The sequence below is a fragment of the Acinetobacter sp. ANC_7553 genome (assembly GCF_056779895.1).
In genome coordinates this window covers 113,432-129,634 of the sequence record NZ_JBWYIV010000003.1, presented here as the reverse complement: position 1 = coordinate 129,634, position 16,203 = coordinate 113,432, and the positions used below count along the sequence as shown (strand labels likewise).

Below are 16,203 nucleotides of genomic sequence, written 5' to 3'. Positions count from 1 at the left end.
AAAGTAATCAATGCTACTTTATTAAAATGCTGGAATAAGATTGGTAAAGTGGAAAATAAAAGCAGCTAGGAAAACACCTAAGAAAAAGAAACAGTAAGCACCCTTGTCTACACGAATACGAGGGCGTGCTTGTTCCATTAAGCCTGTTGATTGTTCCGGTATAATTTTCATCTAGGAGCCTAAATATTACTTTATAGTTAAATCCTATTTATTTGATGTATTTTTAGCATAAATATTCGCCTGAATCCATATATTTCCACGAATATATTGACCAATTTCGAAATTTTTATAATTCTCATCCTTAGTCGCGATACGAATAAGTGTAGCAGGTTGGTTTTCTTCTAAAATAAGTGTTACATCATAAAGTTGATAAAATTGATCATTGAACTGCATTTGGGTCTTGCCAACCACTTTTCCTTGGAACCAGGCCTCATCTTCCTGACCCATGGTTTCACCGTATAAGTAAGCCACCATTTTCGAAAAATCGACCGTTACAGGTTCTTTATCGGCATCTGATTTAGGTTCCCAAGCATCGATCAGCTGCTGTAAATTATCTGGCGCTACACCATTGTGTTCACTCAAAATTTCATTTAAAGCACGATGGTGTTTAATTGAAGCTGGATCATCCACAACAATTTGTTCTTGATCAGCAACTTTTTCTAGCTCATAAGCCCACGCATTTAATTGGACTTTATAAGATTGATTTTTTTGGTATTGAATTTGGTTCACGCTGTATAAGCTATCAAAAGCATAAACCACACTATTATCACTAACTTTTAATTGTAACACTGCTTGCGTGTTGGACTTACATGTAATGATACGTTCAATCGTCGCGTTCAATGTATAAGGACTATCAAAAGTAGGGAAGGCTGTTTTGACTGCTTTAGGTTTATTGTGTTCTACAGCAATGACTTGAACCAATTGGATAGGTTGTTGTTTAGGTCCTTGAATTAGCCAAACATTCGGATCCATATCTTGTTCTTCAGCACAAATCCCCATCGGCATGACAGGTGCATTTAGTGCTTCACTCAACCATTTTGGAACCTGAACAGTCGGATCATCAGTTAACAGCGCCCAATGTTCTACATGGCTACCAAAGCTTTGATCTTCTATCGTAATAATTTCAGGTTTGTTTTGATTGTTCATATGCTCATTCTAAGATTGAGTGAATTACTTTATGTAATATCGAGGATAATTGATATTTTTCAAGTCTTGAATTGTTTTTTCTTTATGCAATCCAAAAGTTTAACGTGGCATAAATGAAAAAGAGCACCTAAGTGCTCTATGGGAATCATGAGTTAGAACTTAAATGTAACATCTGCAATGAATTGACGACCGATTTCAGGACTTGGTGTTGGTGTCACTGAGGATGTATTGGAAGAAAAATACTCATTTTTACGGTTAAGTACATTATTAATGGTTAAACCAAAAATAGTTTGCGTATTCTTTGAACTCGGTATTGTGGAGGTAGTACGCATATCCCAATTCAAAGCATTTTTCGTTTTATATGCAGTGTAAGTGTCATATTTCATACCATCGAGTTCATAGACAAATTCAGTTTTACTGGTACTCAGGGTTTTTTTCATACCTGGTGTCCCTGCACGATAGCTAAGATAATGATTAATATTTAAAGGAATATTATTAAAACCAATATTCCAATCTAGTCTAACTGTCCATGGTGTATTGAAATTATCAGTGGGTTTATCTTCAGCATTAATCAGTTTGCCATCATAATAAATTTGTGATGTACCTGTGTAGTAGTTGCTTTCATAGCTATCAAAATTACGATTTGTATCTGTCATATCGGCATTTAGGCTTAAATAATGCACAGAATTTTTAAATACAAGTGGTTTAATATTTTTTAAAGAGAAAGTTAATATTTCAGCTTCAGATTTTCCTGAGTTGTTATAAGATTTATTACCTTGCTGCTGGCGTAATTGCTCTTTGTTCTCTCGCTGAACATATTTTAAACCAGTATTGATGTTCCAAATATTGGTGTTAAAAGCAAATACAGATTCATCTGAAAACGGCGTATCCAGCTCTGACCTTGATTTGAAGGATGGCATAAACGTCGGGTCGAGTTCCCAATCTTCAGAAAGACTATTTCTCTTAAATTTTGTCTGTAATCGACCTCGTTGATCTTGTAATTCGTTGGCGAATGCGTTTAAACCATAATAGCGATTCCAACCAGCCGTGATAAATAATTGATCATTGCCAAATGGCTTCAAAACAAATGAACTACGAGGTGCAATATTTGTATTTTGAGTCAGTGAATCATAATCAGCTCTTAAGCCTAAACTAGATTGAATAAATGGATTAACATAAATTGAATCTTCGAGATATGCATGCCAACGATCTTGGCGTACATTGATTTGTCCTGCATCATATTTAAATCGTTGCGTTAAATATTGCCCGTCAATTGAATTGCCTTCGTCACAAGCATCATAACGACGACCATCAGAAGCGTAACAGTTTAAGTTTTCAATATTTTTGGAAGCGATAGTAGTTGTGTAATAATTATTAGAAACTTCAGGTCTTTCCCAATACGCTTCATAATGACCATAACCTGCACCCACTTTGAATTGGTGTGATGAGTTCGCAAAGTTTATTGGTTCAAATAGGGCTTTGATTGAGTATTCGAGTTTTTTTTCTTCTTGTGATAATGCACCATAGTTTCCATATGATTGCGTACTTAAATTCGGATTCCAATTCTTTGTTGAAGATCGAGCCCACACATACGCATCCTGCTCTGCCTTTCGCGAGCTTTTTTGTGTTTGATAATTAAGTTGTTGTTCTAACCGAACAGTATTTAATTTATTTTTTAAATTGATATAAATACTTTGACTATCAGATATTTGCGTGTTTTCTGAGTTTAAAAATGTAGCATTGAAGTAATCACCTTTATTTTCAAATAGCTGAGTTCCTATTTTTAATGAGGTTTTATCTGAAGGTGTATAGAAGAGTTCGACACCATAATTGCTCGCAGCACGTGTTTGGTCTAATTCTGCTGGCTCAATAAAATTCGTTTTTAATGGAATTAACGAATGTCGAAAAGAGCCAAAAGCATTGAAACCTAATTGGTCTGTGAGATTACCATACAGTGTTGCGCTGATTCCTTGTTTAGTAAAGAAAGGTTGATTTTTTTCACTCTTGGAGGTTTCAAATTCCAGTTGGCTTTCTGGATCAGGAAAGTTGATTTTAGACCAAGAATCAGATGTATAATCATAGGTAATATTACCGTGAATTTTGCCTACCTCAGTTTTTGGTGCGCAGGTTTCTGCACTCACTACACCGCCAGTAAATTCACCATATTCAGCGCTCACATTGCTATCAAGCAGTTTAATATTACAAATCAGGTCTGCATTGACTGCAACAGCTTGACTAGAGCCGAGTAGTTCATTATTTGAGTTCGATGTTGTTGCACCCACAGGGTTAATATTATTGTTGATGCTCATCCCATTGATTAGAAATTTATTTTCATAGGGTAAACCGCCATTGATGCTAATTTCGGCTGGGCTAAGTTCACCTTGTTGTAAGCCACTTTTAAAATTATTACCAAATTGCACATTAGGATTTACTTTTAAAAAATCAGTAATGTTCTTAGAACTATTGGGTTTCTTGTCTAAGTCATCCTTCGTATAAAGGGTTTTCCCAACTTCTTGTTGCTCAGCTGCATTCGTTACAATTGTATTGAGTTTGATTGAATCATCATTAGCTGTTGAATTTATTTCTGTTTCATTTGCACAAACTGTAGTTGAGAGAATCGTAAGAATGGCTAAATTTAATTTTGAGCGTACAAATGACATGATTTAACATTGAGAGAATAAAAACGATAGCGATTATCATTTAATAATACTTATTTCACAATATTAATGAGAATAATTATCAATACTATATTCCGATTAACATAATATAAAAAAGCGATAGTTAAAAATTGGAACAAAAAGCCCCAATACTTTTCAATTAAGATCAATCCACAGGATGATCAAGATTTCTAAAATATTGGGGTATTTAAAGATTTTTACTCTGAAACGAGTGTTTCAAGTAAATGGGGCGCTAATTTATTTAAAATATAGCAGAATAATTCAGCTGTTTTCTGTGTGTCATACAACGCAGAGTGGGCTTCTTTACCATCAAACTCGATGCCAGCTTGAATACATGATTTAGCCAAAACAGTTTGTCCGAACATCACAGCACTCAAAGTCACCGTATCAAAAACCGAGAAACTATGAAATGGATTTTGATTCTTAGTTCCAGTACGTGCAATTGCCGCTTTTAAAAAACCAAGATCAAAATGAGCATTGTGTCCAACTAGCACAGCATGTGTGCATTGTTGTTGTTTGCGTACCTCATTAATTGCTTTGAACATACGTTTAAGTGCAGACTTTTCATCTTCTGCCATCGCTACACGCATTGGATTAAAAGGATCAATGCCAATGAAGTCGAGTGAGCGACGATCTAAATTTGCACCTTCAAATGGATTGATGTGTGCATGATGCGCTTGACCAGGTACAAACTTTCCAGACTCGTCGTAAATGATTGGAATACATGCTATTTCGAGCAATGCATCAGTATCTGCATTAAAACCAGCTGTTTCCACGTCAACAACCACGGGTAGGAACCCGCGGAAGCGTTGACCGATGACAGGTAATGTTTCAGTGGTCACACTTTTCTCCATTGAATTGTTTTACCTGCATAAAGAGGAATGATCTGTTCGCCATCTAAATATTCAAGGCTTTCAGGAATCACTTGATCTTCTTTGATCAATGTAATGGTTTCAGTATTACGAGGTAAACCATAGAAATCCGCACCAAAGAATGAAGCGAAACCTTCAAGACGTTCAATTTTACCGACTTGATCGAATGCTTGAGCATACAATTCAATTGCAGTTGGAGCGCTATAACACCCAGCGCAGCCACATGCATTTTCTTTCGCATTTTTAGAATGCGGAGCGCTGTCAGTACCTAAGAAAAATTTAGGGTTGCCACTTGTTGCGACTTCTAACAAAGTTTGCTGATGTGTCTGGCGTTTTAAAATTGGCAAACAATAGAAATGCGGTTTAACACCACCAACCAACATGTCATTGCGATTGAATAACAAATGTTGTGGTGTAATCGTCGCTGCCACGTTGCGATCTTGCTCAAGTACAAAATGTGCAGCTTCGCTTGTGGTGATATGTTCTAAAACTAATTTCAATTTTGGAAATTGTTTAAGCAGCGGTGCTAAAACTTCATCTAAGAAACGTTTTTCACGATCGAAAATATCAACATGATGATGTGTTACTTCGCCGTGGAGTAAGAGAGGAACCTGATGTTCTTCAAGTTGCTCAATGACGCTATACACTTTACGTATATCACTAACGCCATTATCAGAATTCGTGGTTGCTCCAGCAGGGTAAAGCTTAATTGCATTTACATATGGAGATTTTTTAATTTTTTGTACTTCTTCAGGAGAAGTATGATCCGTAAAGTAAAGCACCATACGAGGATCGAATTTTACATTTTCAGGAACATGCGCCATGATTCTTTCACGATAGGCATGTGCCTCTTCCACAGTTTTTACAGGTGGAACTGTATTTGGCATACAGATTGCGCGATGAAATTGCTTCGCCAAATCAGGAACAGTACGTTGAAGTGCTAAACCATCTCTTAAATGAGCGTGCCAATCATCTGGCTGGATTAAAGTGATCGTATTCAAGGCAAGTCTTACTGAAAAAATAACATAGATGATAATCGATATTGCTTGAAATTGATAACGACAAAAGCCGATAAAAGGGGTTTTACATCTATTTGTGCTGATTAATATAAAAATGAAGCATACGTTGGATGAATGAGTCATTATTCATCTAGGGAACAACGATAGATTTTCATGTCCAAATAAAAAACCGCGCTCAAAGCGCGGTTTTTTTAGGACTAAACTAAATCTTAGTTTTTGTCTTTAAGTTGTGGAACAGCAGAACCTGTACCTACAGCAAGTAAACCTGCACCAGTATAGATTCCTAACTTAGCGCGAGTATCTGTAATGTCTAGGTTACGCATGGTTAATTGACCAATACGATCCATTGGAGTAAATACAGAATCACCTTTTTCCATGGTTAAGCGTTCAGCTTCATAGGTAAGGTTTTCAGATTCAGTGTTCATGATCGTATAGTCATTACCACGACGAAGTTCTAAAGTCACAGTACCTGTGATTGCTTTAGCAACCCAACGTTGCGCAGTTTCACGAAGCATAAGCGCTTGAGAGTCGAACCAACGACCTTGGTAAAGTAAACGACCTAAACGTAAACCGTTGATTCGGTACTGTTCAATGGTATCTTCGTTATGAATACCAGTCACAAGACGTTCGTAAGCAATATGCAGAAGCGCCATACCTGGAGCTTCATAAATACCGCGAGATTTCGCTTCAATGATACGGTTTTCGATTTGGTCAGACATACCTAGACCATGACGACCACCGATACGGTTTGCTTCAAGAATTAACTCAACTGGATCTTCGATACGTTGACCGTTAAGAGCAACAGGGAAGCCTTCTTCAAATGTGATTGAAACTTCTTCAGGTGCGATTTCAACGTCTTCTTTCCAGAATGCAACACCCATAATCGGTTCAACGATTTTGATACCAGCATCAAGATACTCAAGATCTTTCGCTTCGTGAGTTGCACCAAGCATGTTTGAGTCTGTTGAGTATGCTTTTTCTTTTGACATTTTATAGTCAAAACCGTTGTCGATGAGGAACTGTGACATTTCTGCACGGCCACCAAGTTCATCGATAAATGTTTGATCTAACCAAGGTTTGTAAATTTTAAGTGCTGGGTTCGTTAATAGACCATAACGGTAGAAACGCTCAATGTCGTTACCTTTATAAGTAGATCCGTCACCCCAAATGTTGACGTCATCTTCTTTCATCGCGGTAACAAGCATTGTACCTGTGACTGCACGACCAAGTGGCGTTGTATTGAAGTAAGGTACACCACCTGTAGAGATATGGAATGCGCCACATTGAATTGCTGCAATACCTTCTAATGCAAGTTGTAAACGGCAATCCACTAAGCGTGCTTTAAAAGCGCCATAAGCTTCAGCTTTCTTTGGAATAGCATCGTAATCATCTTCATCTGGCTGACCTAAGTTTGCTGTATACGCATAAGGTTCAGCACCTTTTTGTTTCATCCACAATAGAGCTGCAGAAGTATCAAGACCACCAGAGAAGGCAATACCAACTTTTTTGCCTACAGGTACATTCTGTAAGATAGTTGCATTATCAGACATTGTTCATCCTAACGATAGAATATAGGCACCTAGAAAATTGGTAACCTGAAAAATATATTTCTTCAATTGTAGCACTTTTCATTGGTAATTTTTTTTAAAAAAAGATACGTGGTGCAAAAATATTAGAATAAGTAGCAATATTTCGTCGAAACTTAGAAGTAATAGGTAGTGCTTAATCTAATTCATGATTTCTTCTTGAAAATAATACAGCGCATTTATGAAGATTTTTATGCATCAATTTATTTTATTGCAATTTTTCAAAGCGAACTTAGTGAAAAATATTTTTTGTAAGTGATTGAATATTAATATCTAATTTCATAGTTGGTAATTTATTATAGAAAAAGACAAAAAATTGCCATAAACAGTTATGAAAAAAGAAGTATAGTTTTATGCAACAAGTTGCAAAGCCCATAAAATAAGGAATTGCCATGACAACTCGCTATGCAAATATATTAAAACCTCTTGATCTTGGTTTCACTACCCTAAAAAATCGTGTCGTGATGGGATCGATGCATACCGGTCTAGAAGATCGTTTTTATAACTATCCTAAATTAGCAGCATATTTTGGTGAGCGTGCTAAAGGGGGCGTAGGTCTCATCATTACAGGTGGTATTTCCCCTAACCGTCAGGGCTGGCTGCTTCCAGCTGGTGGCACAATGAATACCTTAGGTGATGTTGCCCCACACCGATTAGTGACACATGCAGTTCATAAACATGGTGCAAAAATTTTAATGCAAATTTTGCATTCAGGGCGTTATGGTTATCAACCATTTGTGGTTTCTGCAAGCCCAATAAAATCGCCGATCTCACCATTTAAACCACGTCAGATGTCTGAAAAACAAATTCTGGATACGATTCAAGATTATGCGGCTACAGCAAGTATCGCGAAAAAAGCTGGCTATGATGGTGTTGAAATCATGGGATCAGAAGGCTATTTGCTGAACCAATTTATGAGTCGTCATGTCAATCAGCGTACAGACCAATGGGGCGGGGAAATAGAAAACCGTATGCGCTTTGCAGTTGAAATTGTTAAGGCAATTCGCGCGAAAGTTGGCGAAAAATTTATCATTTGTTTCCGTTTATCTATGCTCGATTTAGTTCATGACGGTAATACAATGAATGAAGTGATCACGGTGGCTAAAGCGCTAGAAGAAGCGGGTATCACATTATTGAATACAGGTATTGGTTGGCATGAAGCTCGTGTGCCAACAATTGTAACCTCTGTTCCACGTGCGGCATTTGTAGATTATACCGCTGAGGTGAAAAAACATGTGTCTGTGCCTGTGATTGCATCCAACCGAATCAATATGCCTGAAACTGCCGAAGCTATTTTGGCTGAAGGTAAAGCCGACATGATTCAAATGGCTCGACCATTATTGGCAGATGCTTTCTGGGTGAATAAAACTGCGACTAATCGTGTCGATGAAATTAATACGTGTATTGCGTGTAATCAGGCTTGTTTGGATCATACTTTCAAAAATAAACGTGCCACATGTTTAGTGAATCCACGTGCAGCCTATGAAACTGAACTGGTTTATTTAAAAACCAAGAAGCCAAAAAAAGTAGCTGTTGTGGGTGGTGGTGTAGCTGGAATGTCGGCAGCGACCGTTGCTGCCAGTCGTGGTCATCTAGTTACTTTATTTGAAGCCACTAATGATGTAGGGGGACAATTCAACTTAGCGAAAGTTGTTCCTGGGAAAGAAGAGTTTCATGAAACCATTCGCTATTTTAAAGTCCAAATTGAGCGCACTGGGGTTGAACTTCGTTTAAATACTAAAGTTAATCGTGAACAGCTTGAGCGTGAAGGCTTTGATGAAGTGATTGTTGCGACAGGCGTTGTTCCACGTGCATTGAAGATCGAAGGAAGTGATGCACCACAAGTTTTATCTTATGCAGAAGTATTAAGAGGTGCGCCTGTGGGTCAAAAGGTAGCAGTAATTGGTGCTGGTGGTATCGGATTTGATGTGTCAGAGTTTTTATTAAAACCTGAACATCAGCCACAGCCACAACCTTTGGCAGAATGGAAACGTGAGTGGGGAGTTGATCCTGATATTCAGTATGTTTCTGAAGGTGGTTTACAACCTGCTGAAGTGGATCGTCCAGTTCGCGAAATATATTTATTGCAACGTAAGACAACGCCTTTGGGTATAGGATTAGGTAAAACCTCTGGTTGGGTTCACCGCGCCCAATTAAAAAAACATCATGTGAAAATGTTGCGTGGCGTTCAATACAAATCAGTGAGTGATGAAGGTCTGTGGATCGAAGTTGGTGGACATGATCAATTATTACGAGTCGATACTATCGTTGTTTGTGCAGGGCAAGAATCTGTTAAAGAGATTATGCCATCAGAGACTGAAACAACTTTAGCGAAATATCACATTATTGGTGGTGCAAAGCTTGCTGCTGAGCTTGATGCTAAGCGTGCGATTCGTGAAGGTGCTGAAATTGCAGCCAAAATTTAATAAATTTGAATCATTTGGTGAAACTATATTCACTTGAATGGTTTGATTGTAATTTTTACTTGTCATGATATGAAAAGCTTCGTATTATGGCGCACATGGAAGCGTGGCAGAGCGGTTTAATGCACCGGTCTTGAAAACCGACGAGGGTGTGAGTCCTCCGTGAGTTCGAATCTCACCGCTTCCGCCAAATTCAAAAAGCCCTGACATTTGTCAGGGCTTTTTTTATTCTATATATTCAAGCTTTTTATTCGAGTGTTTAATCACCAAACTTATTTGGGATGACCAGTAACCTTTTTTTGTGTTGATCATCTTCAACCAGTCTGACTTCAGCATCTAAGTTATAGAGTTGATGAACTAATTGCTTTGTTAAAACATCTTCTGATTTTCCTTGTGCAATGATTTGACCATCTTTCATGGCAACTAGAAAATCGGCACAGCGTGCAGCAGTGGCTAATTCATGTAGAACCATCACTATGGTTTTACCTTGTGAGGCTAGAGAGCGGACTAAATTTAAAATATCGGCTTGATGACCGATATCGAGCATACTGATTGGTTCATCTAAAAGAATTAAAGGGGTCTGTTGTGCGAGGACCATTGCGATCCATGCACGTTGACGTTGACCTCCTGATAGATTGCTTAAATTTTGATTTTTTAATTCGCTTAAATGGGTCGCAGACAAGGCGTCATCAATCGCTTTTTGGTCTTCGATGTTCAGTCGTTTAAACCAACCTTGATGTGGAAAACGACCGAAGCGTACTAACTGCTCAACTGTCATGCCGTTGGGTGCAGTTACATGCTGTGGAAGTAATGCAAGTTGTTTAGCGAGCAACTTTTTACTGAGTATATTCAGTTGATTTTTTTCCCAAATGACTTCGCCTTGATCATATGGATGAATTTGAGCAATACATTTTAACAAGGTCGATTTTCCACAGCCATTTGGACCCATGAGGACGATGACTTGACCCTGCTGAAATTCAGCATTGATACCCTTCAAAACTTGATGATGATTATATCCAGCACTTAATTGATTGATGATTAAACTCATGTACGACTCATACTTCTAGAATGACGATATAACAACCACAACAACAGTGGACCACCAACCATGCCGCTAATAATGCCTGCGGGAATTTCGACAGGGGCAAGCAAATTTTTTCCAAGTAAATCGGCACATAAAACCATTAATGCACCAATACACATGGTTGGAAAAATCGGAAATAAATGATGAGGAAATGATTTAAATGCGATGATTGGTGCGGCAATAGCCACGAATCCAATGGGGCCTGCAATACTGACAGCGGTCCCAGCGAGAAAGGCAGCAATAATAATGAGCATCAGTCTAATTTTAGATAAGGGTTCTCCTAGACTATCAATGACAGAATCAGGAAGAACCATTGCACTAAATAGTCGCCGCCACAGCACAATAATACTGACAAGCAGTATGATAAAAATCGAAGTTGGTAGCAAGATGTTGTAGCTTCGACCAATTAAACTACCACTACTAAAAATTAAAATATTACTGGTGTGCATTACTGGCAGTGTCGCAAGGATAAGGTCAAAACTGGCTTTCATGAGTGTTGCAATTCCGACCCCGATGACCAAAATACGATACCCCTGTGTTCCCACGCCGCCTGAAGCAATTAAAATAAAGAAAACACAGAAGATCGCGCCCATCAATGCTTGCCACCATTGACCTAACATACTAGCGCTTGAGAGGAGAATGGTGAATGCCAAAGCAAGCACTGCACTGTCACTGATACCAAAAACATCTGGGCTCGCAAGAGGGTTTTTGGTGATAATTTGAAGAATGAGACCAGATAAGGCGAGTGCAGCGCCAATCAATAAGGCTGCCAAAAGTCGTGGTAATCTAATCTTTTCAACGAGAAGTTGATGTGGAGCTGACGCATTGCCTGTCAATACATTCCATAGCGTATTCAAATTTAATGTGATTTCACCGTACATCAGGCTAAATAAACTGAGTGATATCAGTAGAATCGCAATGATTATCCAAGCCTTTATTACTGATTTTTGTTTTAAACGACTCAACAGAGAAAACATATTATTTCTCCGCTTGAATAATATTTTGTAGGTTATTTTGACGCACCATCCATATTAAAATAGGCGCACCTAATAAGGCTAAAAGAATACTGACAGGGGCTTCGAAAGGTTGCACGACTGCACGTGCAATGATATCCGCGATCAGCAACAACAACATGCCAAATAGTCCGCTATAGATGAGTTGTTTCTGAATACTATGAGCACCAATAGCTCGTGCAAAGTAAGGTGCAATCAAGCCTAAAAAGGCAATTGGTCCTGTTAATGCAACGGCACTTCCAGTTAATAAAACCACAGCTAAAATGCAGAATGCATCAAGTAGTTTCGTATTTAAGCCTAAGCTATTCGCCAGTTGATCACCAACTAAGCTAAGACCCAGGGGGCGTATCACCAATATAGCGATGATGAGTCCGATCGCCATTAAAATTAGTGCAAGACCGAGATATTGAATATCAACGCGATTGAGCGAACCCAAAACCCAAAAACGATAGTCGTCTAAACCATTTTGGAAACTAAGAAGAATGGCAGCCATAAAACCTTGGAATGTACTGGTGATTGCCAGTCCAGCCAAGACTAAACGTGTAAGTGAGCTATGATCTGTCATTTGACGAGGGGTGATTGCAAAGACCAATAATGCACTCACTAAAGCTCCAATCAGCGCCCAAAAAAATAGTCCTAAGGTATCCATTTGAAGAACGATGGCCAAAACAATGGCAAGAGATGCACCACTATTAATTCCGATTAATCCACTATCAGCCAAAGGGTTTTTAAGCAAGTTTTGAAGGATGACGCCTGAGATCGCTAAAGCTAATCCGACACTCACCGCCGCAATAGTACGTGGAATTCTAATTTCCAATAGGGGAGTGATTGGTTCTAAGGACCATTGACTTAATGCCTGAAGAATAAGTTGCAAACTGTCTGTAAAGTAGGGCTGACCAGCGCCGTACGCGATCGACAAAACAGCGCAACATAAAATAATCAAGCTAAGCACGATTCCCATCAGCGGGAATCGGTCAAGTACAGTTGTAGCATTCGTCAGCATGTTAATTATGGAGATGCTTCAATACATCATCAATGGCATGTCGAGCAGCATGTGGTCCACCTATGCCAGTCCACATAGATGCATCAACCACGAAATAATGCTTGTTTTTTGCAGCATTAAGACGTTGGAATTCTGGTAATTTTTCTAGTTCTGCCAGTTGCTTTTCCGAGTTTAGATGACTGCCAATGATGAGCCAGTCTGCATCAATTTGATCAAAACGCTCTCGACTGATTGGAGGCGTATGGCTTGCACCTGGTTGTTGCTGATGTTGAGGTCGTGTTAAGCCAATATCTTTTAAAATTTGGCTCGCAAATGAATCATTTAACATATAAACAGGTCCATTGGCTGTCCAACGAATGACACTGACTGATTGACCTTGTTGAACATGTAATTTCTGTTGAGCTTCTTGCGCATATTGATCGTACGCTTCTAGAGCTTTTTGGGCTTGTTGTTCTTTGTTTAATAAATGAGCTACCTTTTTGAAACTGTCTTTCCATGGCTCTCCGCGTGCAAAACTGACTGCAGTGGGTGCAATCTGCTGCAATTGATTAATCATTTGTGTATCAATCATGCTTCCAGCAATAATTAAGTCAGGTTGTAACGTGAGAATTTGTTCCATGCTCGGTTGTCCAAAGTTACCGACGGAGGCGATCTGTTGTGTTTCATTTTTGAGGTAATCTGGAAAATTACTTTGACCTCGAACATAACTACTGCCTATAGGTTTTATTCCAAGTGCAATAGCACTATCCAAATCAAGCTCACTTAAAACCACAACACGTTGTGGCTGAACAGGAATCGTAACTTGACGACCTAAAGCATCTTCAATTTGTCGTGTCGTATTTATTTGAGATTCAACCGTCGCTTTACTGTCTCGTGAAGAAGGTTCATTCGACTGAGAGCATGCTGTGAAGAGAGTGACAGCACTCAACATAATTGCAATTTTATATTTCATATCTTTCTACATATTTCATTAAAATAATTCTATTCACTTATTCAATGGCATCCATCACTTGATGGCGTTCCTCATGATAAGCCTCTTCGTTGTGACCTTGCTTCCAATAAGGCACAGCATATAAATTGCTCTTGGGTAACTGGAAGTTTTGTCTCAGTATTTTACGAAGTTCAACCACCGTTGAATTTTCACCCGCCAGTGATACTGAAATATCTTTATTTTTCCAGTCTAAGTTTTGCAAAGAATGACGGATGTTATTATTCAATTCATGAGTGCTGTTGCACCAATGAAGCTTAATGTGTTCAGGTTTATTCAGATGTATTTGGTCTGAATCATCTTCAATCTCGATCCAAACTTCACCATGGGCGTCTTTTGGTAATTGTTCAAGAGAGGCAGCGATCATCGGGATTGCTGAAAGATCTCCAACAAAAATCCAATATTCTGCATCGATTTTAAAACGTGCTGGTCCTCCTGGACCAGCTAGACCTAATAAGTCCCCTGGACTCGCATGCTTCGCCCAATCAGCCGCTATACCAAAATCTTCATGTCTTACAAAATCGATGACTAAAAGTTGCAGTTCTTCATCGAAATCTCGAACAGTATATGTCCGAGTAATTGGTTTCTTTCCATTTGGCCACGTAATTTTGCCTAAAGAATTTCGAAACGGGAGGTCAGGTGCTTGTTGATCAGGGTTCGGAAAAAACAATTTGATGTGCGCACCACCATCACATTTTGCATAACCTGTGAAATCTTCACTTTTAAACCTAATACGCTGTAAATGAGTGGAAATTTGTTCTGTTGAATGGACAGAAATATGTCGAGCTAGAGGAGGAGATTGTGTCGTCATTATTTAATCTTCTGTACTTATCAATGGAGTGAAGATCGTCGATACAGTAATACGTGCGTCAGTCGACAGATTTGAATGGTTATTAATCTAAATCAAACAAATTAAATTTGCAAATGATAATCATTATATTTAATAATCTTTTTGTGCCAAAGTGTAATCACAAAATATGAAGGTTAGGATATTTTGTAAAGCTTTGATTTTATAATGAAAATTAAATATATACGGTTGTCTTATGCAAATCAATGAATCCCATGGTCTATTAACTCGTGCACAACACAGTATGTGGAAAGGACATCATTATCATGGCAGTTATCCTTTTCATACGGCGGAGTGGTTGGTGATTGAGGGACCATTAGATCGAGAGCTTTTTCAAAAAGCAGTTTATCTCACATTAAAGGAAGCTAAATCGCTTCATTGGCGAGCTTTAGTTCAGGGCGAACACGTCTATCGAGTAGATGATGTGACGATACGGAAACCTAGCTTCGTTGATTTATCTCAGCTTGATGAGGAGGAAATTTTAGCGTGGGCTGAAAAAAAAGTAGAACCAGCATTTAATTTAGAATCGGGTCATTTATATGACTATGTGTTTGCACACTTAGGTGAGCAAAAGTATGGATTATTTTTTAAAGCGCATCACGTTGCATTAGATGGCTACGCTTACGGACTGATGATTAGCCGATTTATTGATTATTATCAATCTCTCAAAAATGGTACTGAATTAAAAATTAAAGGGTTCGATCATTATGAAAAGTTTATTGTAGAAGAACAGCACTACCTTCACTCTGAAAAAGCTAAAAAAGATTTGGACTTTTGGAAGGCTAATTTTTCGTATGAGAAAGCCCCTAAGAAACGACTTAAACGAAAATTAAAAGAACCATTTTCACAAGGGCCACGTTATGAAGAGGTAATTGATTGGCCTACACAGCTACAATTAAATGCATTAGCAACTGAATTAAAATTGCCCAGTGCTCTTATCGTTATGGCGGTGATGATGAGTTATTTAATGAAACAGTCTAAAGATCCTCAACAATGCTTTGGGGTACCTTTTATGTCTCGGTTGGGAACTTCATCTATACGTATTCCGTGCTTAGTCATGAATATCCTGCCATTAAGGTTGGGCATTACTGGACAGGAAAACTTAAAAGAAATCATTTTATTATTAACGAGAAGGTTTGCCGAAATTCGACCGCATCAGCAAAGCTATTTTGAGCAAATGCGATTTGTATTAGAAGATTTTGATCCCTATGAAAATATCTTATTTGGACCTATTGTGAATTGGATTCCTTATCCTTTACCTGAACATTTCGAAGGGTGTAAGTTAACAAAAACAACCATATCCGCTGGCCCAATTGAAGACTTTGATACCGCGATTACCAATAAGTTTGTTGATGGTATTGAACGATTGTATCTCGCTGTTGACGGACATAAAGAACTTTATGATGTGCCGAGTCTCAAAGCTTATTGGTATGATTTTATGGAGATGATGAAAACTTGGTTAGCTCAACCAGAACTTGTTTTTGAACAACTTCAAATTCACAAACCACTGCCAGAATAGTCTGGCAGTTTATCCTTTGAATGGG

General features: G+C 38.4%; 13 protein-coding genes and 1 tRNA gene. 3 read left to right on the top strand and 11 right to left on the bottom strand.

Going from position 1 to position 16,203, the window contains the following annotated elements:
- Positions 1–21 precede the first annotated feature (21 nt).
- The 6 genes from AC1M9I_RS03730 to argG all read right to left on the bottom strand — a co-directional run bounded on the left by AC1M9I_RS03730 (position 22) and on the right by argG (position 7,265).
- Entirely contained in the window at positions 22–171 is a 150-nt protein-coding gene (locus AC1M9I_RS03730; protein ID WP_171076764.1) for a hypothetical protein, read from the bottom strand.
- 33 nt (positions 172–204) lie between these two features.
- A complete protein-coding gene (locus tag AC1M9I_RS03725; protein WP_481610714.1) occupies positions 205–1,146 on the bottom strand; it encodes a hypothetical protein in 942 nt (313 codons plus the stop codon).
- 152 nt (positions 1,147–1,298) lie between these two features.
- Positions 1,299–3,806: a TonB-dependent receptor plug domain-containing protein gene (locus AC1M9I_RS03720; RefSeq protein WP_481610713.1), complete on the bottom strand. Its 2,508-nt coding sequence runs from the start codon at positions 3,804–3,806 to the stop codon at positions 1,299–1,301.
- Positions 3,807–4,021: 215 nt separating this feature from the next.
- Positions 4,022–4,678 (bottom strand): ribonuclease T, encoded by a 657-nt coding sequence (gene rnt, locus AC1M9I_RS03715; protein ID WP_035266446.1) that lies wholly within the window; start codon positions 4,676–4,678, stop codon positions 4,022–4,024.
- The gene (pyrC, locus tag AC1M9I_RS03710) at positions 4,663–5,697 is read right to left on the bottom strand and encodes a dihydroorotase (RefSeq protein WP_092766254.1); all 1,035 of its coding nucleotides are present in this window, start codon (positions 5,695–5,697) and stop codon (positions 4,663–4,665) included. Before pyrC ends, rnt begins: the two co-directional genes overlap by 16 nt.
- 227 nt (positions 5,698–5,924) lie before the next feature.
- Positions 5,925–7,265 (bottom strand): argininosuccinate synthase, encoded by a 1,341-nt coding sequence (argG, locus tag AC1M9I_RS03705; RefSeq protein WP_481596779.1) that lies wholly within the window; start codon positions 7,263–7,265, stop codon positions 5,925–5,927.
- Positions 7,266–7,693: 428 nt separating this feature from the next.
- Here argG and AC1M9I_RS03700 point away from each other — a divergent pair, with 428 nt between their 5' ends.
- Complete coding sequence (locus tag AC1M9I_RS03700) at positions 7,694–9,727, top strand: oxidoreductase (protein ID WP_481588517.1); 2,034 nt, start codon at positions 7,694–7,696, stop codon at positions 9,725–9,727.
- Between the two features lie 97 nt (positions 9,728–9,824).
- Positions 9,825–9,914 (top strand) — tRNA-Ser (locus tag AC1M9I_RS03695).
- A 69-nt stretch (positions 9,915–9,983) separates the two neighbouring features.
- On the opposite strand, the gene AC1M9I_RS03690 is transcribed toward AC1M9I_RS03695, so the two are convergent.
- The 5 genes from AC1M9I_RS03690 to AC1M9I_RS03670 are packed head-to-tail and all read right to left on the bottom strand — an operon-like array spanning position 9,984 to position 14,623.
- A complete protein-coding gene (locus AC1M9I_RS03690; RefSeq protein WP_481610712.1) occupies positions 9,984–10,772 on the bottom strand; it encodes an ABC transporter ATP-binding protein in 789 nt (262 codons plus the stop codon).
- Complete coding sequence (locus AC1M9I_RS03685) at positions 10,769–11,785, bottom strand: FecCD family ABC transporter permease (protein ID WP_481610711.1); 1,017 nt, start codon at positions 11,783–11,785, stop codon at positions 10,769–10,771. The genes AC1M9I_RS03690 and AC1M9I_RS03685 overlap by 4 nt, the downstream gene beginning before the upstream one ends.
- A 1-nt stretch (position 11,786) precedes the next feature.
- Positions 11,787–12,824: a FecCD family ABC transporter permease gene (locus tag AC1M9I_RS03680; protein WP_092765985.1), complete on the bottom strand. Its 1,038-nt coding sequence runs from the start codon at positions 12,822–12,824 to the stop codon at positions 11,787–11,789.
- A gap of 1 nt (position 12,825) precedes the next feature.
- Entirely contained in the window at positions 12,826–13,776 is a 951-nt protein-coding gene (locus AC1M9I_RS03675; RefSeq protein WP_092765986.1) for an ABC transporter substrate-binding protein, read from the bottom strand.
- A gap of 37 nt (positions 13,777–13,813) precedes the next feature.
- Positions 13,814–14,623, bottom strand: a complete 810-nt coding sequence (locus AC1M9I_RS03670) for a siderophore-interacting protein (RefSeq protein WP_481594167.1) — start codon at positions 14,621–14,623, stop codon at positions 13,814–13,816.
- A gap of 232 nt (positions 14,624–14,855) precedes the next feature.
- Between AC1M9I_RS03670 and AC1M9I_RS03665 the strand changes: the two genes are divergently transcribed.
- Positions 14,856–16,178: a condensation domain-containing protein gene (locus tag AC1M9I_RS03665; RefSeq protein WP_481594168.1), complete on the top strand. Its 1,323-nt coding sequence runs from the start codon at positions 14,856–14,858 to the stop codon at positions 16,176–16,178.
- The last annotated feature ends 25 nt before the right edge of the window (positions 16,179–16,203 follow it).